The organism is Actinomadura kijaniata (genome assembly GCF_014138665.1).
Classification (GTDB): domain Bacteria; phylum Actinomycetota; class Actinomycetes; order Streptosporangiales; family Streptosporangiaceae; genus Spirillospora; species Spirillospora kijaniata.
In genome coordinates this window covers 43,595-69,206 of sequence record NZ_JACJIA010000010.1, presented here as the reverse complement: position 1 = coordinate 69,206, position 25,612 = coordinate 43,595, and the positions used below count along the sequence as shown (strand labels likewise).

The following is a 25,612-nucleotide window of genomic DNA, read 5'->3' as shown; positions in this document are numbered from 1 at the left end:
ACCGGACGGCGGGCCTTCAGGAGCGCGGGGGCAGGCGGGGAACGCCGAGCCTCGGCCGGTCGCCGGGGTCGGGGGTGTGGGCGGGGTGCCGCCCGAGCTCGTCCAGGGCGGCCTGGACGGCGCGTTCCAGCTGGGCGTCGACGCCGCGCGCGTAGTCCTGCGGCGTGATGTCGACCTCGATGTCGGGGTCGGTGCCGTAGTTCTCGATCCGCCAGCCGACGTCGTCGAACGCGAACGAGAACTCCGGCTGCGTGGTGACGGTCCCGTCGGCCAGCTCGTGCCGGGGCGAGATGCCGATCACCCCGCCCCAGGTCCGCTTGCCGACCAGCGGGCCGAGCCCGCGCAGCTTGAACGCGTGGCAGAACACGTCCCCGTCCGACCCGGCCAGCTCGTTGGTCAGCGCCACGATCGGCCCGCGCGGCGACTCGGGCGGGTACGGCTCGGGCACGCCCCAGCGCGGGAAGTCGTAGCCGACGCGCTTGCGGGCCAGCTTCTCCAGCAGCAGCGCCGACACGTGGCCGCCGCCGTTGAACCGCACGTCCACGATCAGCGCCTCGCGGTCGTACTCGGTGAGGAACCCCCGGTGGAACTCGGCGTACCCCTCCGGCCCCATGTCGGGGACGTGCAGGTAGCCGACGCGGCCGCCGGTGCGTTCGTGGACGAGGGCGCGGTTGCGCCGCACCCAGTCGCGGTAGCGGACCGGGCGCTCGTCACCGAGCGCCCGCACCACCACGGTGAACGGCTCCCCGCCGTCGCGCACCAGGGTCAGCTGCACCTCCTGCCCGGCCTGGTTGACCAGGCGCTGGTTGGGGGTGGCCCGCGCGCCGACCGGCTGCCCGTTGACCGCCACCAGCACGTCGCCGGGCCGCACGTCCGTGCCGGGCCGGTTGAGCGGCGAGGTGGCGCGGTCGTCCCAGCGGTCGCCGTCGGCGATCCGGGCGATGCGGTAGGTCCCGCCGGAGACGTCCCAGTCCACGCCCAGCTTGCCCTGCCAGTAGTGCGGGCGGTAGCGGTACTCGCCGCCGCTCTCGTAGGCGTGGGAGGTGCCGAGCTCGCCCTGCAGCTCCCACAGCAGGTCGGAGAACTCGGCGCGGGTGGAGACCCGGTCGATCAGCGGCAGGTAGCGGCGGTACACCTCGTCCCAGTCCAGGCCCGACATGTCCTTGGCCCAGAAGTGCTCGCGCTGGAGCCGCCACGCCTCGCGGAACATCTGCCGCCACTCGGCCTCGGGCAGCACCGACACCTTGACGCGGTCCAGGTCGATCCAGCCGGTCGCGCGGCCCGGATCGCGGTCGTCGGCGGGCGTCTCGCCCGCCTCGACCAGCCGCAGCCGGTCGCCGGACCGGTACAGCAGCGTCCTGCCGTCGCGGCCCAGCCGGAAGTCGTCGACCTCGGCGACCAGCTCCTCGGCCTGCTGCTTGTCGAGGTCGTAGCAGTGCAGCGTGCCCGACACCTCCTCGGCGTACCGGTCGCCGAGGCTCCCCTCGACCGGGAACGTCGTGTAGAGCACCTTGCCCTTGATCCCGGCGATCCGGTCGTAGCGCGCCTCGGGCACCGGGAACGCGATGACCCGTTCCTCCAGCCCGTCGGTGTCGATGGCCAGGGGCCCGTCCTTCTCCCTGTCCTCCTTGCCCTCTTTCTCGTCCCTGTCGTCCTTGTCGTCCTTGTCGTCCTTGCGGTCGGCGTCGCCCTGCTCGGCCAGCGGCCGGGGCTCGGGCACGAACGGCGACCCCACGTCCCGCCGCAGCGCGATCGCGTAGGGCCGCGTGCCGAGCGGGAACCCCAGGTCGAAGTGCAGCGAGTCGTAGACGGGGTTGAAGACGCGCTCGCCGATGAAGTACAGGTACCGGCCCTCGGGGTCGAACGCCGGGCGGTAGTCGCGCACGACCGGCCGCGTCGCGGCGAACGTCTCCCCCGTCTCGGCGCGGCACAGCCTCACCGCGGTGGTGCGGGCGGTGTCGGGGCAGGCGTAGGCCAGCCACGCCCCGTCGAACGACCAGGCCAGGTCCGCGATCGTCCCGAACCGGCTCGTCTCGACCACGGTGACCCGCGGCGCGGGTCGGTCCGCGGACGGGAGGTCGACGAGCAGCAGCTCGTTGCGGTGGTTGGCGACGGCGACGCGGTCGGCGGCGGGCGAGACCTCCAGCTCGACGGCGCGGCCGACGTCGGCCACGACGCGCAGCGGCGGCGTGGTGCCGTCGGCGGTGAGCACCACCAGCGTCTCCCGGTCGCCCTCGTCGCTGGCCGCCGCGACCAGCCGCCGATGGTCGTTCAGCCAGGTCAGCAGCCGATAGCGGACGCCGTCGGGTTCCCCGTGCTGGCGCACCGGGCCCTCCCACCCGGCGAAGGTGAACGCCTTGCCGCGCGTCGTGATCGCCAGTCCGCTGCCGTCCGGGCCGGGCCGCGCGCCGTCGAGGTACTCGGCGGCGTCGACGAACCGGCGGTCGCGCTGCGGCCGGGAGCTGCCGAGCCGGACGCCGAGGCGGTGCGACCGGTCCGCGGCCGGGTCGAGCAGGTACAGGTCGGCGTGGCAGTGGTAGACGAGGCGGCGGCCGTCGCTGGACAGGTTGCGGGCGTAGTAGTCGGCGTGGTCGGTGTGGCGGCGCAGGCCGGCGCCCTCGGGGGTGCAGGAGTAGACGTTGCCGACGCCCTCGTGGTCGGACAGGAAGAACACGCGCCCGCCCACCCAGCAGGGGGAGGCGAGGTTGCCGGGCAGCGTGACGAGGCGCCGGAAGCGCCCCGTGCCGAGCGGGTCGACCCACAGGTCCCCGGCGGTGCCGCCCCGGTAGCGTTTCCAGCGGGCGGGGTCGGCGGTGTTGCGGCCCAGCACCACGCCGCCGGACGGGCCGTGGGAGATGGTCTTGGCGGGTCCGTGGGGCAGGCGCCGCGACGGCCCTCCCTCGGGGCTGACGCGGTAGAGCCAGGTGTGGCCGTAGAACGGCTGCCCCGCGTCGCTGGCGTAGACGATAGACCCGTCGGGGGTCCAGCCGGTGACGGTGCAGTGCGCGCCGTGGAAGGTCAGCCGCCGCGCCGTGCCGCCGTCGGCGGGCATGACGTAGACCTCCTCGGGCCCCTCCTCGCGGCCGACGAACGCCAGCAGCGAGCCGTCCGGGGACAGCCGCGGACAGGTGACGGCGGCGACGCCCGCGGTGAGCCGGAACGCCCGTCCGCCCACCGCGGGCACCATCCACAGATCGTCCTCGGAGACGAAGACGATCACGTCATGAAAGATCGTTGGGAAGCGCAGGTATCCCGGCACGATCCTCCGTCCGCCTCGGAGACCCCGCGGGTCACCGCTCCTGCGGCCGCGGCTCGGACGGCTGCTGTTGCGGCGGCGCGGCGACCGGCCGCTGAGTCGACTGTCTCTTCGCCTGCTTGGCGGCGCGGTTGGCCTTGATGGCCTCCCGCTTGGCCTTGCCCGACTTCGGAGCCTTTCCCTGGCTCATGTTCCCCCCTATGGAACCGTGCACTCCGGAAGTCGCATCGCCCTCGGCACTACCAACAATCCCCCGATCACCGGAAATGTAATCCCAGCTCGGAAGGGGTGCCGGAAATTCGGCGACCGTCACGAACCCAGGTAGCGCAGCACGGCCAGGACACGCCGGCTGTAACCGGACGCGTGGGACAGGTCGAGCTTGTCGAAGATGGCGTTGGCGTGCTTCTCGACCGCGCTCTGCGACACGTGGAGCTGCGCGGCGATCGCGGCGTTGGTGCGGCCCTGCGCCATGTGCTCCAGCACGTCGCGCTCGCGGGGGGTGAGCCGGGTCAGCGGGTCGGTGTGGGTGCTGCGGGTCAGCAGCTGCCGCACCACCTCCGGGTCGAACGCCGCGCCGCCCGCGCCGACCCGCTCCAGCGCGTCCAGGAACTCGTCCACCTGCGCGACCCGGTCCTTGAGCAGGTAGCCGACGCCGGTGGTGTCGGTGGTGATCAGCTCGGTGGCGTAGCGCTTCTCGACGTACTGCGACAGCACCAGCACCGCCACGCCCGGCCACCGCCGCCGGATCTCCAGCGCGGCGCGCAGGCCCTCGTCGGTGTGGGTGGGCGGCATCCGCACGTCCACCACCACGATGTCGGGCCGCTCCCGCGCGACCTCCGCCAGCAGCGCGTCGCCGTCGCCGACCGCCGCCAGGACCCGGTGCCCCTCCTCGGCCAGCAGCCGCGCCAGGCCCTCGCGCAGCAGCGTGGAGTCCTCGGCCAGCATCACCCGCACGGCAGCTCCGCGACGATCACGGTCGGCCCGCCGGGCGGGCTGTCCACGGTGAAGGCGCCGTCCAGCGCCGCGACGCGGCGGGCCAGCCCCGCCAGGCCGCTGCCGCGCGGGTCGGCCCCGCCGGTCCCGTCGTCCTCGATGCGCACACCGATCATCTTGCCGTCTCCGGCGACCCGCACCGACACCCCGGCGGCGCCCGAGTGCTTGGCGGCGTTGGTGACGGCCTCGCAGACGACGAAGTAGGCGGCGGTCTCGACGGCGTGCGGGGGGCGTTCGGACACGTCGAAGTCGATGGTCACCGGGACGGCGGACCGTTCGGCGACCGTCTCCAGCGCGGCGCGCAGCCCCTCGTGGTCCAGCGCCGCCGGGTACACGCGCCAGGCGACCTCCCGCAGGTCCTGCAACGCGCGCTGCGACTCCTCGTGCGCCTGCCGGAGCAGTTCCCGGGCGCGTTCCCCGTCCCCGGCGCGGCGCGCCCGTCCGATCAGCATGCCGAGGGCGACCAGGCGCTGCTGGACGCCGTCGTGCAGGTCGCGTTCGATGCGGCGGCGCTCGTCGTCGACGGCGTCGACCACCTCGGCGCGGGTCACCGACAGCTGGGCGATGCGCCGCTCGTACTCCTCCAGGGGGCTCGGGCCGAGGCCGCGGCGGGCCACCTTGCGTTCCAGCGCCACCACGCCGACCAGCCCCTGGACCGCCAGGAACAGCAGCACCGTCCCGGCGATCGCGATGTAGGTGACGATCATGGGGGTGGCGGGGATGCCGTCCAGCGGCTTGCCGGGCCCCCACCAGCCCCAGGCGAGCCGGACGGCGGAGAGGGCCCCGTACCCGATCAGCGCCAGGATCACGCCGCCCAGCAGCCCGACCGGCACCCGCAGCACCAGGTAGGCCAGCGCCCGCAGCGTCCCGAACTCGATGCGCTGGGCGTGCCCGAAGCAGATCGCCAGCCGCCGCAGCTCCCACCGGCTGACCGCGACCGCCCCCGACGCCACCACCTTCGGCACCGAGCGCCGGCCGCGCGAGAACGCCAGCGCGTAGGCCATCAGCACCGCCGACACGGCCAGCAGCGCCGCCTCCACGACGGCGGAGGCGGCGCCGAGGCCGAGCCCCAGCGCCGCCCGCGCGGGTCGCGGCCACCGCCGCACGTCGGGAACCGGCAGTTCAGTGGTTGACGCGGTCACGTTCGAATTCTCGCCGATACACGGGCCGGTCGACGTTCGGGCGGGCGCCCGGGGACGGCTGCGGCGCGCGGCGGTTCCGCACGACGCGGACGGCCAGGAACACCACGGCCGCGAGCGCGACCACCCCGAGCACGGCCTTGGAGTAGACGCCGACGTACTGCTCGACGACGTGCCAGTTGTCGCCCAGCAGGTAGCCGGCCAGCACGAACGCGGTGTTCCACAGGGCGCTGCCGAGGGTCGTGTAGAGCAGGAACGTCGTCATCGGCATCCGCTCGACCCCGGCCGGAACGGAGATCAGGCTCCGGAAGATCGGGATCATGCGGCCGAAGAACACCGCCTTGGCGCCGTGCCGGGCGAACCACGCCTCGGTGCGGTCCAGGTCCTCCAGCTTGACCAGCGGCAGCCGCGCCACCAGCGCGCGGATCCGGTCCCGGCCGATCGCCGCGCCGATCCAGTAGAGGGCGAGCGCGCCCAGCACCGACCCGAGCGTGGTCCACAGCAGGGCGCCGGCCAGGCTCATCCCGCCCTGCGCGGCGGTGAACCCGGCCAGGGGGAGGATCACTTCGCTGGGCAGCGGGGGGAACAGGTTCTCCAGGGCGATCGCCAGTCCCGCGCCGGGCGCGCCCAGCTTCTCCATCAGGTCGGTCGCCCAGCCGGCGATGCCACCGAGGGGTTCGGGGTTCGTCGCAGTGATCATGTCTACGACGTTAGGGAGCGGGCGGGGCCGTCACCATGGGATACGCCCTCCACCCGACCTGACAGGATCCGCAGCGCCACCCTGCGGAAAACCACACCCCTGGTGAGCTCAGGCGGCGGGCTCAGGCGGCGGTCTCGCGCTCCCGGCGGTTCTGCCGGACGCGCACCGCGACGAACGCGGCCACCGCGAGGACCGCCACCGCCAGCACGATCTTGGAGTACATGCCGACGTAGCCCTCGACCGACTGCCAGTTGTCGCCGAGCAGGTAGCCGGCCATGACGAAGGCGGCGTTCCACAGCCCGCTGCCCAGGGTGGTGTAGGTCACGAACTTCACCGGCCGCATGCCCGCCACCCCCGCCGGGATGGAGATCAGGCTGCGGAACACCGGGATCATGCGGCCGAAGAACACCGCCTTGGAGCCGTGCCGCTCGAACCACGCCTCGCTCCTGTCGAGGTCCTCCACCTTGACCAGGGGGATCCTGCCCACGAGGCGCCGCATCCGGTCCCGGCCGATGAGCGCGCCGAGCCCGTAGAGCACCAGCGCGCCCAGCACCGACCCGAGCGTGGTGCACACCAGCGCCGCGACCAGGTTCATGTCGCCCTGGGCGGAGGCGAACCCGGCCAGGGGCAGCACCACCTCGCTGGGGATCGGGGGGAACAGGTTCTCCAGGGCGATCGCCAGTCCCGCGCCGAGCGCGCCCAGCTTCTCCATCAGGTCGGTCGCCCAGCCCGCGAAACCGCCCTGGGGCTCGGACTGCTGGGCCGCGTACACGTGGACCACGTGTGGGAAAGCGCTCATCATGCTGTGCCGCCGGGAGCCGCCCGGCCTCAGGCCACCACCTCCGCGCCGACCCGATACCCACCGGGTCGCGTTCGGCACATGACGAACGTCACACCGGCCGCCCGGTTCAGCGGGTGTTCCGGGGTGACCTGCGGCTCTGCGGGAGGCGGTCCACGAAACGGCCGAGGCGTTCGGCGGTGCCCTGGAGGGGGCTGACGGTCGCGTTCAGCTGCTCGATGGCGCCCTGCATCTGGGCGATGGTCCCGGCCAGCGGGCTGAGCTCCTCCACCGTGTGGTGGAGCGGGCCGACGGCCGAGCCGAGCTCTTCGAGGGCGGGCACCACCCGCGGCAGCTCGCGCAGTTCGCCGATCGTCTCGGCGAGCTCCTCCAGGGCGGGGGCGACGGCGGCGAGGCGTTCCAGGTCACCGGCCACGTGCGGCAGTGCCTCGGCGGCGTCGGCCAGGCGGCCGAGCTCCCCGGCGACCTCCCCGAGGCGGTCCAGCGAGGGCACCGCGTCCGACAGCGACTCCAGGCTGGCGGCGGCGCGGGCGAGCCGTTCCAGGGAGTCGGCCAGCCTCGGCAGCGCGGCGACGGCCTCGGCCAGCGCGGCGGTCGCGGCGAGCGCCGCCGCGGATCCGGCCGCCACGGCCCGCACGCCGTGCGCGGCGAGCCTGAGCGGCGAGGGCACGCCCATGACACCTCCCTGTCCCTGGACCGGTGCCCCGATTGTGCCGCCTCCCCGGTTTCCGGACCAAGAGCGAGCCGGTTTCGGCCACCGTCTCCGGACGAGCGAGAGGAAGATTCTTTTCTGATCGACTTTTCCGAAAACTGACCTTCCTATAGGTTCACAACGTTTTGTGAAGCGCATTCATGATCAGACCCCGCCTTAGATCATGAAAGGATCCCCGCGATGACCACGGCGACCGGCATGGTCGCGGTCGTGCTGACGAGCCTGTCCCTGCTGGCGCTGCTGGCCGCCGCACGAGGCCGCACGACACGAACCGCTCCCACCGACGGGGCCCCGGCCCCGGACCCTTCGACACCCGACGAGACGGCCCGCTTCCGCAGACCCGCGCCCGGGACGGTCCAGCATGTCACCCCGTCCCCCGAGCCGGCGCATCCCACGCCGTCCCGGCCCGAACCCGCCTGGCCCGAGCCCGAGCCGGCCGAGCCCGAACGGCTCCAGGCCGAACGGGTCCACGCCGACCGGGCGCAGCCCACGGCGGCGGGCCCCGAGGAGTACCCGGAGTCGATGACGGCCGTGCTGGAGCCCGACGCCGAGGAGTACCTGGCCTGGCTGGCGGACTACCACTGGCCCTGCGACGAGTACCTCGACCTGGAACTGCGCTGGCGGCACGAGCTGGACCCGTTCGGCACGCCGGACCCGGCCGAGACGCCGCAGTGCCCGCAGTGCCTGCTGCGCCTGGAGGACGTGTGGCCGTGCCACCAGTGCGGGCGGCTGCTGCACTCCTCCTGCGGCCACGGGATGCGCCGCCGCGAGGTGGAGCACCCCTACCGTTCGCACGCCGCCGGATTCGAGGCCGTGATCGCCGAATGGATCTGCACGGGCTGCACTTCGGTGGTGGGCCTGGACGTCGGGGACGATGACCTTCCGCGTTGATCGACAAACCTTGCCAAAGGTAAATCTTTTGCCAGCTATCCGCTTTTCGGTCATGTAAGTACGCACGTACTAATCTTCCGAAACTCATCACGCAGCGCGACGAGTCCCTGACGAACAGCTCCCCTCCCGCCGTTCCGATCGGCCGTCGAGGGCCGCGGGCTCAGGAGCCGGTGAGGTCCTCGCGGGTCACACCCCGTTCGGCCATCTTGTCCTCCAGCTCGGCGCCCAGCGACGGGCGGGTGTCCGGCTCGGACCCGGATTCCTGGTCGGCCCGGCGGTCCGGGTCGCCTCCCGGACGCATCACGACCTGGTCGGTGTCGCCGGTCTTCGGTCGGTTCTCCTCGGGCGTGGTCATCGTGTTCCCCCTCGTGTATGGGCCGGTCTCGGTGTCACGGGATGTCGGAGGCGTCGTTGTCGGGCACGGGCCGACCCTCGGTGCGGCCGTACCCGGCGCCTCCCGCCGGCTGGCCGCCGCCCGTCGTGCCGGTGCCGCCGATCACTCCGGCGGAGTCGGCGTCGGCCTCCTCGGGCGAGACGCGCCGGGTCGCGCGGACGCCGGGACGCCGGTTCCGAAAGCGCGGGTCGTCCTCGGCGTGGCTCGCCAGCTCCTCGGCCAGCTCCCGGGGATCTTTCTCGTTTCGGTCCATGACCTGCGCCTACCCGTTGGATCAAGGAATACGCGGAACCGCGGGGCCGATGAGAGGACCGTCACCCTCCCGGGCGGACCCGCCGGTCGGACCGGGAGGCCGGGCCCTGGGCGGGCACCGGGTAGCGGGGCTTGGCGTGGTGCCTGCTGATGTTGCGCTCCAGCAGCTCGGTGGTCTCGCGGACCCCGGCGGTGGCCCCGTCGGCGGCGGGCAGCCGCCCCTCGTCGCGCTTGAGCCGCACCAGCGCCGCCTCGATGGCGTCGTGCGCGGCGAACAGGCACGGGGTGCTGTAGATCGCGACGTCCACGCCCAGCTCGGCCAGCTCCGGCAGCGACAGCCGGGGGGACCGGCCGCCCGCGATCTGGTTGAACAGCAGCGGCTTGTCGCCGGTCACCGTCCGGATCCGCCGGATCCACTCCACGCTGCGCACGCCGTCCACCAGCACGACGTCGGCGTCGGTGGCGGCCAGCGCCTCGGCGCGCCGCAGGATCTCCTCGTCGGTGTCGGCGTCGGTGCGGGCGACCACCACCAGGTCCCGCCGGGTGCGCAGCACCAGGTCGAGCTTGGCCAGGTACTCCTCCAGCGGCAGCAGCAGCTTGCCGTCCGCGTGCCCGCACCGGCGGGGGCGCCGCTGGTCCTCCAGGATCACCCCGGAGGCGCCGATCCGCTCCAGATGCTCCACCACGTGGCAGGCGACCTCGGGGTCCACGTACCCGTCGTCGATGTCCACCAGCAGGTGCTGCCGGGGGAAGGCCAGGCGGAGGCGCTGCACGAACGCCACCATGTCGGGCCAGGCGATGAACCCGATGTCGGGCAGGCCGTAGTGGGAGGCCGCGAAGCCGAAGCCGGAGACGAACATGCCGTCGTAGTGCCGCGCCGCCAGGGAGGCCGAGAACATGTCGTACACCCCGACGAGCGGGGTGACCCCTTCGGCCAGGATCTCGCGACGCAGCGCTTCTCCGTAGTGCACGACTGCTCCTGGGATCGTGTCGACCGGACGGCGCCGGATCCGCCGGGGCGTCCGCGTGCGTTACGCGAACATTCACTCATGTGCACCGCGAAGAGAGCATCAACACGGTTTCAGCCCCGCTCAAAATGACCTTTGACAAGGCCGCGGGCCGGTCAGGCGAGGCGGCGCCGGACCCGGTCCGAGACCTGGTCCACGGCGACGACCAGGACCAGGACGACCAGGATGTGGGTGGCCATCTGGTCGAAGCGGAACAGCTTGATGGACTGGTTGATGAGGAAGCCGATGCCGCCCGCGCCGACCAGGCCGAGGACCAGGGACGAGCGGACGTTGACGTCCAGGCGGTAGAGCAGCAGGCCGACCAGTTGCGGGAAGACGGTGGGCAGGACGGCGTGCGCGACGGTCTGGACGCGGGAGGCGCCGAGGACGCGCAGGGCGTCGCGGGGGCCCGGGTCGCTCTCCTCCATCGCCTCGGCCCACAGCTTGCCCATGACGCCGATGTTGTGGAGGACGAGGGCCAGGACCCCGGCGAAGGGGCCCAGGCCGACGGCGGTGACGAAGATGAGCGCGAAGACCACGTCGGGGACCGAGCGGAGGAAGGACAGGACCGAGCGCGACACCTGGTAGGCGGCGGGGCCGTAGGTGGTGGTGCGGGACGCGAGGACCGCCAGGGCCAGGGCGAAGGGCACCGACAGGCTCGTGCCCAGCAGGCCGATGGCGAAGGTGACGCCGGCGGCGCGGAGGCTGGGGCCGAGGACGGTGTCCCAGTCCAGGTCGGGCGGGAGGGCGTCGCCGAGGAAGTCGGCCATGCCCCGCCAGCCGGTGGCCAGGGCGGCGGGGGACATGTCGGTGCCGCGCCAGGCCAGCACGTGGGCCACGACGACCAGCGCGGTGACCGACCACGCGGCCGGGGAGGGGCCGCGGCGGCGCGGCGGGGCCGGAGCGGTGGTGGTCATCGGGCGGGCTCCCTGATCGTCATGGGGGCGTAGAGGGTGGTCAGGTCGGCGTCGGTGAGGGCCGCGGGGGGCGCGTCGAACGCCACCCGGCCGCCCGCGAGGCCGACCACGCGGTCGGCGTGGCGGCGGGCCAGGTCCGGCTGGTGCAGGACGGCGGCGACGGCCAGGCCGCCGGCGGCCAGGTCCTTCAGGAGCGCGACGACCTGCTCGGCGGCGCTGGGGTCCAGCGCGGAGACCGGCTCGTCGGCCAGGACCACGGTGGCCTGCTGGCAGAGCGCCCGGGCGATGGCCACCCGCTGCTGCTGGCCGCCGGACAGGCGGCCGGCCCGTTCCGCGGCGCGGTCGGCGAGGCCCACCCGGTCCAGGCAGGCCATCGCCTCCTCGCGGAGCGTCCGGGGGAACAGCAGGGGCGACAGCGACCGGCCCAGGGGCAGCCGCCCGAGGGCGCCCGCGCAGACGTTGTCCAGCGCGGTGCGGCGGCCGACCAGGTGGATCCGCTGGAAGACCATGGCCGCGCGGCCGGTGCCGCCGACGGAGATCTCGCCGGCGTCCGGGCGGTCCAGGCCGACGACGCAGCGCAGGGCGGTCGACTTGCCCGAGCCGTTGGCGCCGAGCACGGCGACGAACTCGCCCGGCACCACCTCCAGGTCGACGCCGTCGAGCACGGTGCGCCCGTCGAACGCCTTGCGCAGCCCGCGGATGTGCAGCGACATGCGGATCAGACGTCCTTCTCGGTCAGCCCCATGGTGGAGGCCAGGTCGAACAGCGGCTTGTAGGTGTCCCTGGTGACCGCGACCATCGGGCCGGGCGGGTGCACGTCCAGGAACGCCCCGACCTTGGCCACGTCGGCGGCGCCGAGTCCCAGCAGCGCCTTGGCCACGCGGTCCCGGAACGCCGGGTCGAGCTTGTCGCTGATGGTGATGGGGTCGTTGGGGATCGGCGCCGAGGTCCAGATCCGGCGGTGGCGAGCCGGATCGAACTGCCCGGCGGCCTTGGCGGTGGCGAGCTGCTGGCTGTTGATCTCGGCGGCGTCGACCTTGCCCTTGGTCAGCGCGAGCAGGGCCTCGGGGTGGCCGCCGGCGTACTGGATCCGCACGTCCCGGTCGGGCACCCCGGCCTGCCTGAGGGCGTAGCGGGGCAGCGCGTCGCCGGAGGTCGAGCCGGTGGCGCCCAGCGCGAGCGACCTGCCCCTCAGGTCGGCGACCGTCCTGACCGGCGAGTCGGCGGGAACCCAGATCCCGGCCGTGTAGGTGGTCAGCCTGCCGCCGCCGTCGGCGAACGACGCCAGCGGCACCGCCCCGGCCCGCTGGCTGGCGAACACGAACCCGAGCGGGCCGAACTGGGCGATCTCCAGCCGGCCGTTGCGCATCGCCAGCACCTCGGCCGAGTAGTCCTCGACGACCTGGAGCTCGACCGGGCATCCCAGCCGGGCCTGGAGCGCGGTGGCCATGATCTGGTAGGCGGGCTTCAGCTTGGCCGGGTCCTCGTACGGTTCGATCCCGAACCGGACCCTGCCGCCCGGGCAGGCGGCCGAGGAGCCCCCGCCCTCCGGAGCGGAGCCGCACGCCGACAGGGCCAGGACCGACGCGGCCAGCGCGGCGACGGCACGTTTGGTGATCTTCATCGTCTCTCTCCAGGGAGGTGGGTCGCGGACTTCAGTCGAGAAGGTCGTCGAGGACCGCGGGGGCCAGGCCGAGCGCGGTGGTCATGCCGATCCCGGACGTCACCGAGACCACCCGGACGCCGTCCGCCGGGGTCTCGACCAGGAACGGCTCGGGGGCCGACGCGTACACCCCGCGCCACCGCTCGCGCACCCGCAGGCGCGGCACTCCCAGCAGCCGCGCGGCCTGGGCGAGCACCAGCTCGTCCAGCCGTTCGGCCCGGTAGGGGCTCGGGGTGCGCGCGTACGCGTGGGTGTCGCCGATCGTCAGGTCGCCGTCGGGGAGCTGGGTGAACATCAGGTTGAGGCCGCAGTCGAGCAGCTCCGCGTGCTCGCGCGACAGCCGTTCCCGGACCGCGCCGGCGCTCGGGCACTCGGCGAAGCCGCCGTAGCGCAGCAGCGAGAACCCGGTCAGCACCGCCGGGTCGACCGTCCGCCCGTGCGGGTCGGCGACCCGCAGCATGTGCAGCGAGCACCGCCGCACCCGCCGCCACTCGGCCAGTTCGGGGAAGTGGCGGTCCACGTCGTGTCCCACCGCGACCACGACGCGGCGGCCCCGCACGACTCCGCGGCTGGTGACGACCTCGCCGGGCCCGATGCCGTGCGCGGCGGTCGACCACAGGAACCGCACGCCCCGCCCGGCCAGCGCCGCCGCGATCGCGTGGACGGCCCGGCGCGGGTCGACCCGCAGGTCCAGCGGCAGGAACGCGCCGCCCACCACCCCGTCGCCCACGGGCACGCGGGCGCGCACCGCCGGCTCGTCCAGCAGCCGCGCCTGGTCGCCGCGCAGGGCGGCGAACTCCTCCAGCACCGCCATCTCGTCCGCGGCGCGCGCCACGACGACCGTGCCGCTCTCGCGCACCCGCACGTCCGCCTCCTTGGCGAGCGCGAGCCAGCTCTCGCGGGCGGCCAGCGCGTACTCCAGCGCCCGTCCGGACTGCGCGGTCAGGCAGCCGTGACCGAAGTTGCGCACCGAGGCGCCGCGGGCCCGCTCGTCGCGTTCGACCACGACCACCGACAGGCCGCGGCGGACGGCGGCGTACGCGTGCGCCAGCCCCACGATCCCGGCGCCGACCACGACCACATCACTTGTCATGACAAGAACGTTCGGGGCGCGCGATCGAGGTCGTCAACAGTACGGACGAGAAGTCCAGCAGCTGTTTACCCGTCGTTAACAATGCAGGTGAAAGCGTTAAACTCCCGACACAGCCCGCTTCCGCGACGTGTCATGACATGTATAGTCACCTCCGTGGAGACGCCGCTGCACGAGCAGATCGCCGACGACCTCCGGCGCCGCATCGCCTCCGGCGAGCTGGCGGTCGGCGCGCCGCTTCCGTCCGAGTCGCAGATGTGCGCGCAGTGGAACGCCTCGCGCGGACCGGTCCGCCAGGCGCTCGCCGCGCTGCGCGCCGAAGGCATGATCGGCGGCGGCCGCGGCAAGCCGCCGGTGGTGCGGCGCCGCGCGCTCAGCCAGCCCTTCGAGACCTTCCTGTCCTTCTCCAGCTGGGTCCAGGGCATGGGGCACACGCCCGGGCAGCGCACGCAGGAGATCGCCCTGCGGCCCGCCCCGGCCGACGTCGCCGACGCCCTCGACCTGGAGGAGGGCGCCCCGGTCGTCCAGCTGCTGCGCCTGCGCCTGATCGACGGCACCCCCACCATGCTGGAACGCACCACCTTCGTCGAGCCCGTCGGACGCATGCTGTTCGACTTCGACTGCGACTCCGGTTCGCTCTACGCCCACCTCGGCGCGCGGGGCGTGGATATGTCGGTGGCCCGCCACCTCATCGACGCGGTCGCCGCCGACGAGACCGACAGCCGCCTCCTCGGCGTCCCCGCGGGCTTCCCGCTCCTGCGCGAGAGCCGCACGGCGGGCGGCGTGGACGGCCGCCCCGTCGAGTACTCCGACGACCGCTACCGCCCCGACATGGTCAGCTTCACCATCGAGAACGTCCAGCAAGCGCAGCCCGCCCTGCTGCGGAGCTGGCAGGCATCCTAAGGAGACCAATGATCGAGCTCGTCGCCCTGGACATGGCCGGCACCACCGTCCAGGAGCACGGCGCCGTCTACGTCGCCCTCCGCGAGGCCGTCGAGGCGGCGGGCGGCGCCCCCTCGGCCGAGGACATCCGGCGCTGCATGGGCGCCGACAAGCGCGAGGCCATCACCGAACTCCTCGCCCATCCCTCCCCCGCGACCGTCGACGCCGCCTTCGACGACTTCCACCGGCGGCTGGCCGCCGCCTACCGCACCACCCCGCCCGTGCCGCTGCCCGGCGTCGAGAAGGCCCTGGCCGCCCTCCGCGCCGCCGGTGTCAGGGTCGCCCTCACCACGGGCTTCGACCGGACCGTCGTCGACGGCCTGCTGACCGTGCTCGGCTGGGACGACACCGTCGTGGACGCCGTCGTCTGCACCGACGACGTCCCCGCGGGCCGCCCCGCCCCCTACATGATCTTCCGGGCGATGGAGGCCACCGGCACCCGGTCCGTCGACCGCGTCCTCACCGCGGGCGACACCGTCCGCGACCTCCAGGCCGGGACCAACGCCGGCGCCGCCATGGTCGTCGGGGTCCTCACCGGAGGCCTGACCGCCGAGCGACTCGGCGCCGAGCGCCACACCCACCTGCTGCCCAGCGTCGCCGACATCCCCACCCTCCTCGACCACTGACCCCGGCCGACAACGCGCGGTTCACCATGCCGCCGCTTCCTCGCCGAGTGGATCCCGGCCACCACGTGACGGCCGACGCATCTCCACGTCAGCGACGACCGGGATTGCTTGTCACCAGGGGCAGAAAGACCGCTTCCGGCTCGGCACGATCGGCGCCCCGGCGTCTGGGCGTTGGAATCGGTCCCCAAGGCGGGTGACCGCACGGCCACCGGCTCCGAAGCCATGATCCAGATCATCGCGGTCCCTGGCCCGGCGCGGAAGTCCCGGCGACCGCCGGACGGCACGGCGATCGTCATGGTTCGGCGGCCCGTCGCCTTACCGAAATACCCGGGTCCGTGCCCGGCGCGGGAGTTCCGGCGGTCGCCGGACGGCGTGGCGATCGTCGTGGCCCGGTGGCCCGTCGCCTCATCGGGGACACCCGGGGTCACGCCCGGCGCGGGGTTCAGTGACGCCAGCCGGCGTGGCAGGGGGCGTCTGTGGGTTTTAGGGGTGCTCGCCGGGATCCGGTCGGCTGGGCCGTGCCGTTCCGGAGGGTCCCGTACCTCGCTGGTCGGGCGTGGGACGCCGGCGGGTCGTCTTTCGTCGTGCGGCGTGGCCTTCGAGGCCCCGCGCGGGTGGCTGTCGTGCCGCTCGCCCGCCTTGCGGGGGCGCGGTTCGGGTCGCGGGGCGCCGCGTGTCGGACGCCCCGCCGGTCGGGCGGGCGTTCAGGCGGCCGTCAGCATGCGGTCCGCGTAGGCCACCGCCACGGTCGCGAGCGCCCAGCGCATCCGGGGCGCGTACGTCTCGGGGTGGTCTCCCGCCTCCTGTGCGACCAGCCCGGCGTAGATCATCGGGTCGCCGCCGCAGGTGTGCAGCCGGTCGTCGATGGCGGCCCGCACCTGTTCGGGGCGGGGGCGATCGGAAGGCCGCAGGCGCGTCGTGAACAGAACCTTGGCCAGGTCCGCCCTGCTCATCGGGATGGTGCTCGTCGGGGACATGGTGCCCTCCTTCGCTGCGTGTTCTCCACGCTATCGGGGGGCACTGACATTTTCGGGGGCGTCGGCGGGGGCCACCGAGACCGGGATTCCGTTGAGGTGCGCCATGCCCGCCAGGCGTTCCAGATCCTCGGGGTCGGGCGAGGCGAGCACGTTGACGTTGGCCCCGCCCGCGGCGTTGGCGACGGTCCAGCCGCCGTCGTGGCCCCAGCCGTGCGGGACGGCGACCGTCCCCGGCGTCATCTCGTCGGTGACGACGACCGGCAGCTCGATCGCGCCGTGCGGCGAGGTGATCCGGCAACGCGCGCCGTCGGCGATCCCGTGCTCGGCCGCGTCCTCGGGGTTGAGGCGGGCGGCGTGGCGGCGGTCGCCGCGCATGAGCGCGGGGGCGTTGTGCATCCAGGAGTTGTGCGAGCGGATCTCCCGCATCCCGATCAGCCGCAGCGGGTACTCCGGCGGGGGCCCGGGAGCGGCGGCGAGCCGTTCGATCTCGGTCAGGATCTCCCGCGGGGCCAGGTGGACGCGCCGGTCGCGGTGCCGGAGGCGGCGGCGCAGCGTTCCGGTGGGCTGGTGGTCGGCCAGCACGACGCCGTGCGGTTCGGCGCGCAGTCTCCGCAGGCTGAGGCCGCCGCGCCGGAGCCCGTACCAGTCACCGCGCGGCCCGGTGCGCAGCAGCGCGTCCAGCAGGAACCGGGGCGAGGGCCGCACGCCGAGCCGGTGGGCGAGCCGCTGCGGGCCGAACGCCCCCACCCCGAGCCCCATCCGCCGCGCGAGACCGTCGATGATCTCCCACTCCTGGCGGGCCTCGCCGCGCGGCGGCACGACGGCCTCGGTCCACGTGACGTACGGGGTGAGGTGGAGCTGCAGGAACGGCAGCGGGAAGTCCTCGCGCTCCAGGAACGTGGTGGCGGGCAGCACGTAGTCGGCCTTCCGCCCGGTCTCGGTGACGTACAGGTCGATGCAGACCAGCAGGTCGAGTTCGTCGAGGGCGCGGTCCAGGGCGGCGCTGCCGGGCACGGTGAGCAGGGGGTTGCCGGCCGACACCAGCAGCGCGCGCAGCCTCCCCCGCCCCGGCGTGGTGATCTCCTCGGCCATCACGCCCGCCGGGAAGGTGCCCAGCACGTCGGGGAACGCCCCGACCCGCGACCGCGTCCGCCCGTAGGTCGCCAGCCCGGACATCCGCAGCAGCTCGTCCACGCGCAGCGGCGAGTCCCCGAAGATCGCGCCGCCGGGACGGTCGAGGTTGCCGGTCACCAGCGTCACCGCGTCGATGAGGAACGCGACCAGCGTGGCGTGCCGTCCCAGGCAGGTGCCGGTCCGGCCGTACACCACGGCGCGTCCGGCGGCGGCGAGGTCGCGGGCCAGGGCGCGCGCGGCCGCCGCGTCGACGCCGCTGCGCCGCCCGGTCTCCTCCGGCGGGAAGTCCCGGACCGCCCGCCGCAGCGCCGCGATGCCCGTGGCCTGCCGGGCGCAGGCGGCCTCGTCGGCCAGGCCCTCGTCGAACAGCACGTGCAGCAGCGACAGCAGCAGCCAGGCGTCGCCGTCCGGCGCGACCGGCAGGTGCTCGAACGCCCGCGCGGTCTCGGTGCGGCGCGGGTCGGCGACCACGACCCGGCCGCCGCGCCGCACGATCGCCGTCAGGTCCTCGCGGACGCGCGGCGCCGACACCAGGCTGCCGTGCGACACCAGCGGGTTGGCGCCGAGCATCACCAGCAGGTTGGTGCGCTTGAGGTCGGGGATCGGCACCAGGTGCGGCGAGCCGTACAGCAGGGCGCTGGCGGCGAACCGGCTGTTGGTGTCCTGCGACCCGGCCGAGTAGAAGTGCGGGGAGCCGAGGGCCTTCATGAAGCCGTTGAGCCACAGGGGGTGACTGTAGGAGAACGTCGCGGGGTTGCCGAAGTACCAGCCGATGGACTCCCCGCCGTGATCGCGGCGCAGGGCGTTGAGCCGCCGGGCGATGTCGTTCAGGGCCTCGTCCCAGCTCACCCGCTCGAACGTGCCGTCCCCGCGCCGCCGCAGCGGGTGCAGCACGCGGTCGGGGTCGTTCTGGATCTCGCTCATGGCGATGCCCTTGGGGCAGGCGAACCCCTTCGACAGCGGGTGCTCCCGGTCGGGCCTGATCCGGGCGGCCCTCCCGTCCTCGACGGTGACCGTCAGCCCGCACAACGGCTCACAGATCCGGCAGTAAGTGACCGCTTGCCTCGTCGCCATAAGGCGATTGTGCCTCAGTCCTCGGCGTCGCAGCGGACCGGACGGCCTGCGGACCGCGCCGGGCCCTCGTCCGGCCAGGCGTCGAGCCGGAGCAGGTCACCCCCGCCTGACCGGCCACGACGCCGTGGACGCGCCATGAACCGCGACCACCACGCGTCCGCGGCGTTCCGTTGCGAGAATGAAGTCACTCGCGACCCACCGGTCACTCCGTTCCCGGTGTACGGCATGTCGTGCTCTCGTACGATAGGTCTGTCTAGTAGCGTTCAACTGTTTTACTCCTTACGCAAGGGTTCACGTCGATCGCGGAAGGACGGCGTGGTGTGATCACTGCCCTGGTCCTCACCTCACTGGCCGCCCTGTTCGGCCTGTGTCTGCCACGCCTGCTGCGCCCGATGCCGCCGCCGGACGAACCCGCGTCGGCGGGCTACCCCGAGTCCATGACGGCCGAGCTCGACCCGGGCGACGAGGAGTACCTCGCCTGGCTGGCCGACCACCTGTGGCCCGAGGACGAATATCTCGACGTGGAGCCCACCACCGACGGCGAGGAGGGGTCCGGCGGCAGCGTGTGCCGCTGAACCGTCCACACCACGCCACCGTCGCCATTACAGTGACACTCCGTAGTCGCCCCCGACACTACGGAGGAAAGTGCCCGAGGATCTGGAGCCGCTGTGCGTGCACTGCGGCGTGGAGATCGCGACCATCGAGATCGGCGAACCCGGCCGGATCGAGAGCCTGGTCCACCGCCACCTGCTGCGCGTCGAGCCGTGGGACCACCCCCTGGAGATGGGCCTCGGCGTTCCCACGCCCCCTCCCCCTGCCTGCGACCTGTGCGGCGCGCCCGATCCGGCCTGGACCTACCCGCGCGGCCCGGCCCCGCGCGAGGAGCACGGCGACGGCACCCCCACCGTCGAGACGACCGACCTGGGCGGGAACGAGTTCGAGATCGCCCTGAGCTTCGAACGCCACCCCGACCTCCCCGCGGACGAGGCCCCCGCCCTCCTGCTGGAACTGCTCTTCCACGACTGGCGCGCCTGCGACCCGTGCTCGGTGATGATCGCCGACCGCAACCTGGACGGCCTGGTCGAACGCGCCCTGTCCCGCCGCCCGGCGGACGGCGAGGCGGCGATCACCCGCCTGCGGGGGACGTTCGGCACGTTCCTGAGGTTCAAGACCCGCCACCCCGAACCGGCACACGACTGACGCTCGGCTACCTCGCCGTCACAAAGCGGTCTACTTTTCGTGAAGCCGGGCGACAGCGCACCCCGGCCCGCGGAAGATGAATCCCTCGTCCGTCCCCCGCCGTCCCGCCCACCGACCGACGAGGACACGATGACGGACCATCCCTACCTCGGGACCGAGATCGCCCCCGCCGAGACCGACCGCCTCCTCCGCCTGCTGGCGCTGTTCCGCCGTGGTGACGAACGGGTGCGGGCGCTGGTGACCACCGTCCGGGCACTGCCGACGCTCACCCACGTGGCGATCACGGACCAGCGGATCCTCGGCTTCCGCGCGGCCGACCTCGCGCAGAAGGGCCCGCAACTGGCGGTGGAGCTGTCCGGGCTGGCCTCCGTCCAGACCCGCCCCTCCTACCAGCAGCGGCTCTCGCTCGTCGCCACGGACGTCACCGGCGAGGAGACGGACTTCGGCAACATCTCCGCCGCCGACGCGCCGCACGTTCTGCGCCTCACCCAGGCCGCCCCCGTCCCGGCTCCGCCGCCCGACCCCGCGGGCCGGCACTACAACCCGCCGCCCAACTGGCCCGCTCCCCCACCTGGATGGACCCCGCCGCCGGGCTGGCAGCCCGACCCGTCCTGGCCCCCGCCCCCGGCGGGCTGGCGGCTCTGGATCCCCGCCGCGCCCTCCGCTCCCCCGGCGCCGCCCGCACCGCCGCCCGTTCCTTCGGCGCCGCCCGCGCCCCTGGCCCCGCCCCCGCCTTCCGCGCCGGGCGGTCGCCCGCTCTTCGGCGGCAAGAAGCAGCGCATCACGGAGCTCGAAGCCGAGAACGCCCACCTGCGCGCCGAGCTGGCCCGTCTCGGCGCGCTGGAGGCGGTCCAGCTCCAGACGGAGATCGACGACCTGCGCGCCAAGATTCGCGAACTCCGCCAGGAGGCCACGGCCAAGCGCCGGGAGCTCACCCGCCTCCGCTCCGACATCGTCGAGACCAAGGAGGTCGCCCTCCTCCAGGAGGCCGGGATCTACCAGTACCGTCACCGCCTGGAGGACGCCGTCGCCTACAAGGCCGAACTCGACAAGCTCAGGAACCGCATCAAGGCCATGGCGCGCGACGACCGCGCCGTCGTCGGCGCCACCGACTGGACCGTCAACGGCTCGGCCACCGAGGGCCGCAGGATGGTGCGCGACTTCTCCAAGCTGATGCTCCGCGCGTTCAACGCCGAGGCCGACAACCTCATCCGCACGATGCGCCCCTACAAGCTGGACTCGGCGGTCGACCGGCTGGACAAGACCGCCCAGACCATCGAGCGGCTCGGCAGGACCATGCAGATCAAGGTCAGCTCCGAGTACCGGAACCTGCGGATCAAGGAACTCCGCCTCACCGCCGACCACCTGGCCAAGCAGGAGGAGGAGAAGGAGCGCGTCCGCGCCGAGCGGGACCGCCAGCGCGAGGAGGAGAAGGCCCGCAAGGAGTTCGAACGCGAGAAGGCCAAGCTCCTCAAGGAACGCTCGCACGTCGAGCAGGCCCTCGCCCGCCTGGAGGCCAACGGCGACACCGCGGCCGCCGCCGAACTGCGCGCCAGGCTCACCGACGTCGAGTCCGCCCTGACCGATGTGGAGAGCCGCGCCGCCAACACCCGCGCGGGCTACGTCTACGTCATCTCCAACATCGGCGCGTTCGGCGAGCGCATGGTCAAGATCGGCATGACGCGGCGGCTGGAGCCCATGGACCGCGTCAACGAGCTCGGCGACGCCTCGGTCCCGTTCCGCTTCGACGTCCACACGCTGATCTTCAGCGAGGACGCCGTCGGCCTGGAGAACCGCCTCCACCAGGAGTTCTCCTCCCGGCGGGTCAACCAGGTCAACCTGCGCCGCGAGTTCTTCCACGCGACGCCCGCCGAGGTCCGCGCGGCCCTGGAGCGCATCGGCGGCAGCCATCTCCTGGAGTACACCGAGTTCCCCGAGGCTTCCGAGTACCGCGCCAGCCAGGAGGCCGAGCCCGCGGCCTGACGCCTACCGCTGGTCCGCGTCCCGGGTCCCGGGCGCGGATCGCATGGCGGGCAGGTATCCCAGCTGGTGTCCGCGAGCCGTCGGGTGGAAGGAGTCGCCGAGCGGAACGGTCGTCCCGTTGAGCCATCCGTCGCCCGAGCACAGTTCGTGCCCGTCGAATTCGTCCCGCACATCGGAAAAGACGAACCCGGACCGCACCGCCGCCGCGCCCACAACGGTGGCGAGGGTGTCGGACGCCTTATTCAGCGCGTTCCGGCGCGTCGTGCTGACCCCGGGGCAGTAATCGACGTCCATGTAGAGATGCGGATATCCGAGCACGACCACCCGCGCGCCCGGAGCCCGCGCCGAGATCTCGCCGTAGAGCCCGTCGAGCCGTTCCGGAAGAACGGTCTCCATGAAGATCTCCGCCGCGCCGGCCTCCTTGACGCAGGCGGCGGTCGACTCCAGAACGCAGGCCTTCATGACCCGCCCGAACCCGGCGTCGTTGCCGCCCACGGTGATCGTCACGAGCGTGGTGGCCGCGTTCAGCGCCCCCAGCTGCCCGGCGCTGACGCTCCCCGTCGTGGCCCCCGCACACGCGACGAACGCGAACGACCCGACCTGACGCGACCGCGCCCACAACTGCGGATAGGCGTTACCGCTCCGCGTACAGCGCCCGCTGCCCTTGTCGTAGGCCCCCGCCCCGACCCCGGAGGAATAGGAATCGCCAAGCGCGACGTAACGCTCCACCGCGACTTCGACGGGTCGCGCACAACCGCCGACAAGCCCGGACAACGCCACCCACAAGAGGGCAGCACACCATCGCCCAACCCGCACCGAAACCCCGCCACGAGAACCCCAGAAATGTACCGCCCCGCTTATACCCGGCCCTACACTCACGGAATCCAGCTCACCAAAGAATAAGAAAAGTTCCTCAATCAAACCCCCGATGGAACTGTCCTTCAGATCCTTTCGGACTCCTCCAGGTCCAGCCTCTCGCAAGAACCACACCCGGACATCAACAAAAACGACAACAAATTATCCTGCTTGCGAACGTATTAACGGATCAGCGCGGCCTCGAACAAGAACAACGACCGTCGGCCGCGCGGCAACGTTCAGGAAGTCCCTCCGGGGCGCGCCGCACGAGCGCACGCCCATCGGCTGTCGGCCGGGCCCTAACCTGGCGGGATGCAGGAGATCGAGGAGTTGGCGGCGCGGCTGCGGGCGTTCGCCGAGGCGAGGGACTGGGAGCAGTTCCACACTCCCAAGAACCTGGCGATGGCCCTCGCCGGCGAGACCGGCGAGTTGCTGGCCGAGTTCCAGTGGCTCACCCCGGAGGAGTCGGCCACGATCATGGAGTCCCCCGCGGGGCCGCGGGTGCGGGCGGAGCTGGCCGACGTGTTCTCCTACCTGATCCGTCTGGCCGACGTCCTCGGGGTCGACCTGCCGCAGGCCGCACACGCCAAGATCGACGAGAACGAACGCCGCTACGACGCCGACGCCTATCGAGGATCGGCCAGAAAGGCCCCTCCGCTTTCGGGTGCGTGAATGTCGGTGATCGCCGATAGCCTTTGCCCGTAAGCGTTTGCGGCCCGACGGGCTTCCACTGATCCGCGTCACACCGGGTCCGGGACATGCCCCCATACCGCACGAGGTTCTCGTGCTGCCTGGGGGTAGGTTCGTTGACGGCCGTCCGTCTCACCGCCGAGTCCGTCCTTTCGCCCGTCGAGCGCCACCTTTCCGACCTCTTGGCCGAACAGCTGAAGATGAAGAGCGGTGTTTCGGTCTCCGCGTCCGAGAAGCGGTCCTGGGAACGCAGCCTTCCCGCGCTTGCCCGGGATCTGCTCGAGGCGGGCCTCGGCCAGGTCGAGATGCTCGTCGAGTACAAACTGCCGTTGACCAGCAGGCGGGTCGACGTGGTACTCGCCGGGGTGGACCGCAGGACCGGCGGTGACGCGTTCGTGGTCGTCGAGCTCAAGCAGTGGAGCCACGTCGAGGTCTGGGACGAGGACCCCAGCCGGGTGCTGGTGCACAACATGTCGGGCAGGCCCAAGCTGCACCCGGCTCTTCAGGCCAAGGGCTATACCGAGTACATCGACGGTTTCCTCACCGAGCTGGCCGACCACCCGGACGCCCTGCACGCCGTCGCCTACCTGCACAACGCCTCGAAGGCCGACGTCATCGACCTCTACGACGCGGTCGAGGACGAGAAGACCTTGTTGTTCACCCAGTCGACGCGAGGGGCTTTCGTCGACTATCTGAAGGACCGCTTCGCCCCGGTTCCGGGCCGTGCGGTGGCGGACCGTTTCCTCAACAGCGAAGTGCGTCCTTCCAAGCAGTTGCTCGCGCACGCGGCGAAGGAGATCAGAGAACGAGAGCAGTTCGTCCTGCTGGACAAGCAGCGTCTGGCCTACGAGCTGGTCATGCACGAGGTGAACAGGGCGCGGCGCTCCGACCGCAAGACCGTCGTGGTCATCACCGGCGGACCCGGCAGCGGCAAAAGCGTGATCGCGTTGTCCTTGCTCGGCGAATTGTCGCGCCGCAAGGTGCCCGTGCTGCACGCCACCGGGTCCAGGTCGTTCACCCAGACGATGCGACAGCACGTCGCCAAGGGTTCGACACGCACCAAGGCGATGTTCAGGTATTTCAACGACTTCATGGAGTTCGAGCGCAACAGCCTGGAAGTCCTGATCTGTGATGAGGCGCACCGTATCCGCAACGTGTCGGCCACCCGGTGGACCCCGGCGCGGCTGCGGACCGGGCGGCCTCAGGTCGACGAACTCATCGACGCCGCGCGCGTCCCGGTGTTCTTGCTGGACGCGCAGCAGAACGTTCGCCCCGGTGAGATGGGGACGTTGGAACAGATCCGCGAGCACGCCGAGGCCAAGGGGCTGACCGTCGAGCACGTGTCGTTGGACGACCAGTATCGCTGCGGCGGCAGCCGCGTGTACGAGGAGTGGGTGCTGCGGCTGCTCGGCCTGCATGAGGAGCCGATCCGGCCGTGGCAGGGTGATGAGGACTTCGACGTCTCCCTCGCGGACTCCCCGTATGAGCTGGAGGCGATCCTGCGCGACCGGTCGGAGAAGGGGCACTCGGCCCGGATGACGGCCGGGTTCTGCTGGCCCTGGAGCAAGCCCGTCGAGGATCCGATCAGCGGCGAACACTCGCTGGTCCCCGATGTGGTCATCGGGGACTGGGCGCGCCCCTGGAACGTCAACGGCGACCGAAGCGTCGGAGACGCCCCTCCCAGTGCGCTGTGGGCGACGGAACCCGGTGGGCTCGGACAGGTCGGCTGCGTCTACACCGCGCAGGGATTCGAGTACGACTGGAACGGCGTGATCCTCGGTCCCGACCTGGTGTACCGGAACGGCAGGATGGTCACCCGCCGCTCCGAGAGCAGGGACCCGGACCTGCGGCCGTCGAAGGCGACCGACGAGCAGGCCGACCGGTTGATCCGCAACACCTACAAGGTGCTGCTCACGCGGGGCATGGTCGGCACTGTGATCTGCTCCGTGGACGAGGAGACCCAGGAGTTCCTGGCCGGCCTGCTGCGCTGACCGGCTGTCGAGGGGATCGCCCCTCGTGTGGTTCCGACGCCGCCCGTTCCTGTGGGACGGGCGGCGTTCCCGTGTCGCGGCAGGGCGGTGGAGGAGCGTCACGGCTTCTGACATTCCGCGTTCGGCTCCGGTGCGCCGCCCCGCCGTCACGCCCCTGAGCGATCACGCTATGGACCTGCGAAATCACAGAATGTCACACCCCTGCGGCATGATGCCGGGCATGGAGGTGGTCGCCATGAGGAAGACGGCGAAGGTGGATCTTCGGTGCTCCCGGTGTGTCGTTCGCGGGGTCCGTAGGTCGGTGATCGGGGGTCGTGCGCCGCCGGG

The 25,612-nt window shown here is 72.5% G+C and carries 25 protein-coding genes; 8 read left to right on the top strand and 17 right to left on the bottom strand.

Annotated elements, in window-relative coordinates; all coding sequences use genetic code 11:
• Positions 1–16: 16 nt before the first annotated feature.
• The 7 genes from HNR61_RS31830 to HNR61_RS31800 form a co-directional block, all read right to left on the bottom strand.
• Positions 17–3,259, bottom strand: a complete 3,243-nt coding sequence (locus tag HNR61_RS31830; protein ID WP_182846857.1) for a S41 family peptidase — start codon at positions 3,257–3,259, stop codon at positions 17–19.
• Positions 3,260–3,290: 31 nt separating this feature from the next.
• Complete coding sequence (locus HNR61_RS31825) at positions 3,291–3,446, bottom strand: hypothetical protein (RefSeq protein WP_182846856.1); 156 nt, start codon at positions 3,444–3,446, stop codon at positions 3,291–3,293.
• 119 nt (positions 3,447–3,565) lie between these two features.
• Entirely contained in the window at positions 3,566–4,210 is a 645-nt protein-coding gene (locus tag HNR61_RS31820; RefSeq protein WP_182846855.1) for a response regulator, read from the bottom strand.
• Entirely contained in the window at positions 4,201–5,391 is a 1,191-nt protein-coding gene (locus HNR61_RS31815) for a sensor histidine kinase (RefSeq protein ID WP_312898193.1), read from the bottom strand. Before HNR61_RS31815 ends, HNR61_RS31820 begins: the two co-directional genes overlap by 10 nt.
• On the bottom strand, positions 5,372–6,088 hold the full coding sequence (locus HNR61_RS31810; RefSeq protein WP_182846854.1) for a DedA family protein: 717 nt from the start codon (positions 6,086–6,088) through the stop codon (positions 5,372–5,374). The genes HNR61_RS31815 and HNR61_RS31810 overlap by 20 nt, the downstream gene beginning before the upstream one ends.
• A gap of 121 nt (positions 6,089–6,209) precedes the next feature.
• A complete protein-coding gene (locus HNR61_RS31805) occupies positions 6,210–6,887 on the bottom strand; it encodes a DedA family protein (RefSeq protein WP_246444137.1) in 678 nt (225 codons plus the stop codon).
• 109 nt (positions 6,888–6,996) lie between these two features.
• Positions 6,997–7,563 (bottom strand): AAA family ATPase, encoded by a 567-nt coding sequence (locus HNR61_RS31800; RefSeq protein ID WP_182846852.1) that lies wholly within the window; start codon positions 7,561–7,563, stop codon positions 6,997–6,999.
• Positions 7,564–7,779: 216 nt separating this feature from the next.
• On the opposite strand from HNR61_RS31800, the gene HNR61_RS31795 reads away from it, so the two are divergent.
• Positions 7,780–8,490, top strand: a complete 711-nt coding sequence (locus HNR61_RS31795; protein WP_182847148.1) for a hypothetical protein — start codon at positions 7,780–7,782, stop codon at positions 8,488–8,490.
• Between the two features lie 160 nt (positions 8,491–8,650).
• On the opposite strand, the gene HNR61_RS31790 is transcribed toward HNR61_RS31795, so the two are convergent.
• From HNR61_RS31790 to HNR61_RS31760, 7 genes are all read right to left on the bottom strand, one after another.
• Positions 8,651–8,845, bottom strand: a complete 195-nt coding sequence (locus HNR61_RS31790) for a hypothetical protein (protein WP_182846851.1) — start codon at positions 8,843–8,845, stop codon at positions 8,651–8,653.
• Positions 8,846–8,879: 34 nt separating this feature from the next.
• Positions 8,880–9,137 carry a hypothetical protein gene (locus HNR61_RS31785; RefSeq protein WP_067824083.1) on the bottom strand — a complete coding sequence of 86 codons (258 nt, stop codon included), beginning with the start codon at positions 9,135–9,137 and terminating at the stop codon, positions 8,880–8,882.
• 61 nt (positions 9,138–9,198) lie between these two features.
• Positions 9,199–10,107 (bottom strand): isocitrate lyase/PEP mutase family protein, encoded by a 909-nt coding sequence (locus tag HNR61_RS31780; protein ID WP_182846850.1) that lies wholly within the window; start codon positions 10,105–10,107, stop codon positions 9,199–9,201.
• Between the two features lie 152 nt (positions 10,108–10,259).
• Positions 10,260–11,060: a phosphonate ABC transporter, permease protein PhnE gene (gene phnE / locus HNR61_RS31775; RefSeq protein ID WP_182846849.1), complete on the bottom strand. Its 801-nt coding sequence runs from the start codon at positions 11,058–11,060 to the stop codon at positions 10,260–10,262.
• Positions 11,057–11,773: a phosphonate ABC transporter ATP-binding protein gene (locus HNR61_RS31770; RefSeq protein ID WP_182846848.1), complete on the bottom strand. Its 717-nt coding sequence runs from the start codon at positions 11,771–11,773 to the stop codon at positions 11,057–11,059. Before HNR61_RS31770 ends, phnE begins: the two co-directional genes overlap by 4 nt.
• A 5-nt stretch (positions 11,774–11,778) precedes the next feature.
• Positions 11,779–12,684 (bottom strand): phosphate/phosphite/phosphonate ABC transporter substrate-binding protein, encoded by a 906-nt coding sequence (locus HNR61_RS31765; RefSeq protein WP_182846847.1) that lies wholly within the window; start codon positions 12,682–12,684, stop codon positions 11,779–11,781.
• Between the two features lie 31 nt (positions 12,685–12,715).
• Positions 12,716–13,816: a TIGR03364 family FAD-dependent oxidoreductase gene (locus HNR61_RS31760; protein WP_182846846.1), complete on the bottom strand. Its 1,101-nt coding sequence runs from the start codon at positions 13,814–13,816 to the stop codon at positions 12,716–12,718.
• 153 nt (positions 13,817–13,969) lie between these two features.
• On the opposite strand from HNR61_RS31760, the gene HNR61_RS31755 reads away from it, so the two are divergent.
• A complete protein-coding gene (locus tag HNR61_RS31755; RefSeq protein ID WP_220510051.1) occupies positions 13,970–14,716 on the top strand; it encodes a GntR family transcriptional regulator in 747 nt (248 codons plus the stop codon).
• A gap of 8 nt (positions 14,717–14,724) precedes the next feature.
• Positions 14,725–15,381, top strand: coding sequence for a phosphonatase-like hydrolase (locus tag HNR61_RS31750; RefSeq protein ID WP_182846844.1), 657 nt, complete (start codon positions 14,725–14,727; stop codon positions 15,379–15,381).
• A gap of 704 nt (positions 15,382–16,085) precedes the next feature.
• Here the strand turns inward: HNR61_RS31750 and HNR61_RS31745 are convergent.
• Both HNR61_RS31745 and HNR61_RS31740 read right to left on the bottom strand, forming a co-directional pair.
• A complete protein-coding gene (locus tag HNR61_RS31745; RefSeq protein ID WP_182846843.1) occupies positions 16,086–16,358 on the bottom strand; it encodes a hypothetical protein in 273 nt (90 codons plus the stop codon).
• Positions 16,359–16,388: 30 nt separating this feature from the next.
• Entirely contained in the window at positions 16,389–18,566 is a 2,178-nt protein-coding gene (locus tag HNR61_RS31740; protein ID WP_182846842.1) for a molybdopterin-containing oxidoreductase family protein, read from the bottom strand.
• Between the two features lie 320 nt (positions 18,567–18,886).
• On the opposite strand from HNR61_RS31740, the gene HNR61_RS31735 reads away from it, so the two are divergent.
• The 3 genes from HNR61_RS31735 (at position 18,887) to HNR61_RS31725 (ending at position 21,749) form a co-directional block, all read left to right on the top strand.
• Complete coding sequence (locus HNR61_RS31735; protein WP_182846841.1) at positions 18,887–19,141, top strand: hypothetical protein; 255 nt, start codon at positions 18,887–18,889, stop codon at positions 19,139–19,141.
• A gap of 70 nt (positions 19,142–19,211) precedes the next feature.
• Positions 19,212–19,766 (top strand): hypothetical protein, encoded by a 555-nt coding sequence (locus tag HNR61_RS31730; protein WP_182846840.1) that lies wholly within the window; start codon positions 19,212–19,214, stop codon positions 19,764–19,766.
• Between the two features lie 129 nt (positions 19,767–19,895).
• Positions 19,896–21,749 carry an SNIPE associated domain-containing protein gene (locus HNR61_RS31725; RefSeq protein ID WP_182846839.1) on the top strand — a complete coding sequence of 618 codons (1,854 nt, stop codon included), beginning with the start codon at positions 19,896–19,898 and terminating at the stop codon, positions 21,747–21,749.
• A gap of 3 nt (positions 21,750–21,752) precedes the next feature.
• On the opposite strand, the gene HNR61_RS31720 is transcribed toward HNR61_RS31725, so the two are convergent.
• Complete coding sequence (locus HNR61_RS31720) at positions 21,753–22,529, bottom strand: SGNH/GDSL hydrolase family protein (RefSeq protein WP_312898192.1); 777 nt, start codon at positions 22,527–22,529, stop codon at positions 21,753–21,755.
• A gap of 387 nt (positions 22,530–22,916) precedes the next feature.
• On the opposite strand from HNR61_RS31720, the gene HNR61_RS31715 reads away from it, so the two are divergent.
• The gene (locus HNR61_RS31715; RefSeq protein WP_182846838.1) at positions 22,917–23,276 is read left to right on the top strand and encodes a nucleotide pyrophosphohydrolase; all 360 of its coding nucleotides are present in this window, start codon (positions 22,917–22,919) and stop codon (positions 23,274–23,276) included.
• A gap of 134 nt (positions 23,277–23,410) precedes the next feature.
• The gene (locus tag HNR61_RS31710; RefSeq protein WP_220510049.1) at positions 23,411–25,285 is read left to right on the top strand and encodes a DUF2075 domain-containing protein; all 1,875 of its coding nucleotides are present in this window, start codon (positions 23,411–23,413) and stop codon (positions 25,283–25,285) included.
• Positions 25,286–25,612 lie beyond the last annotated feature (327 nt).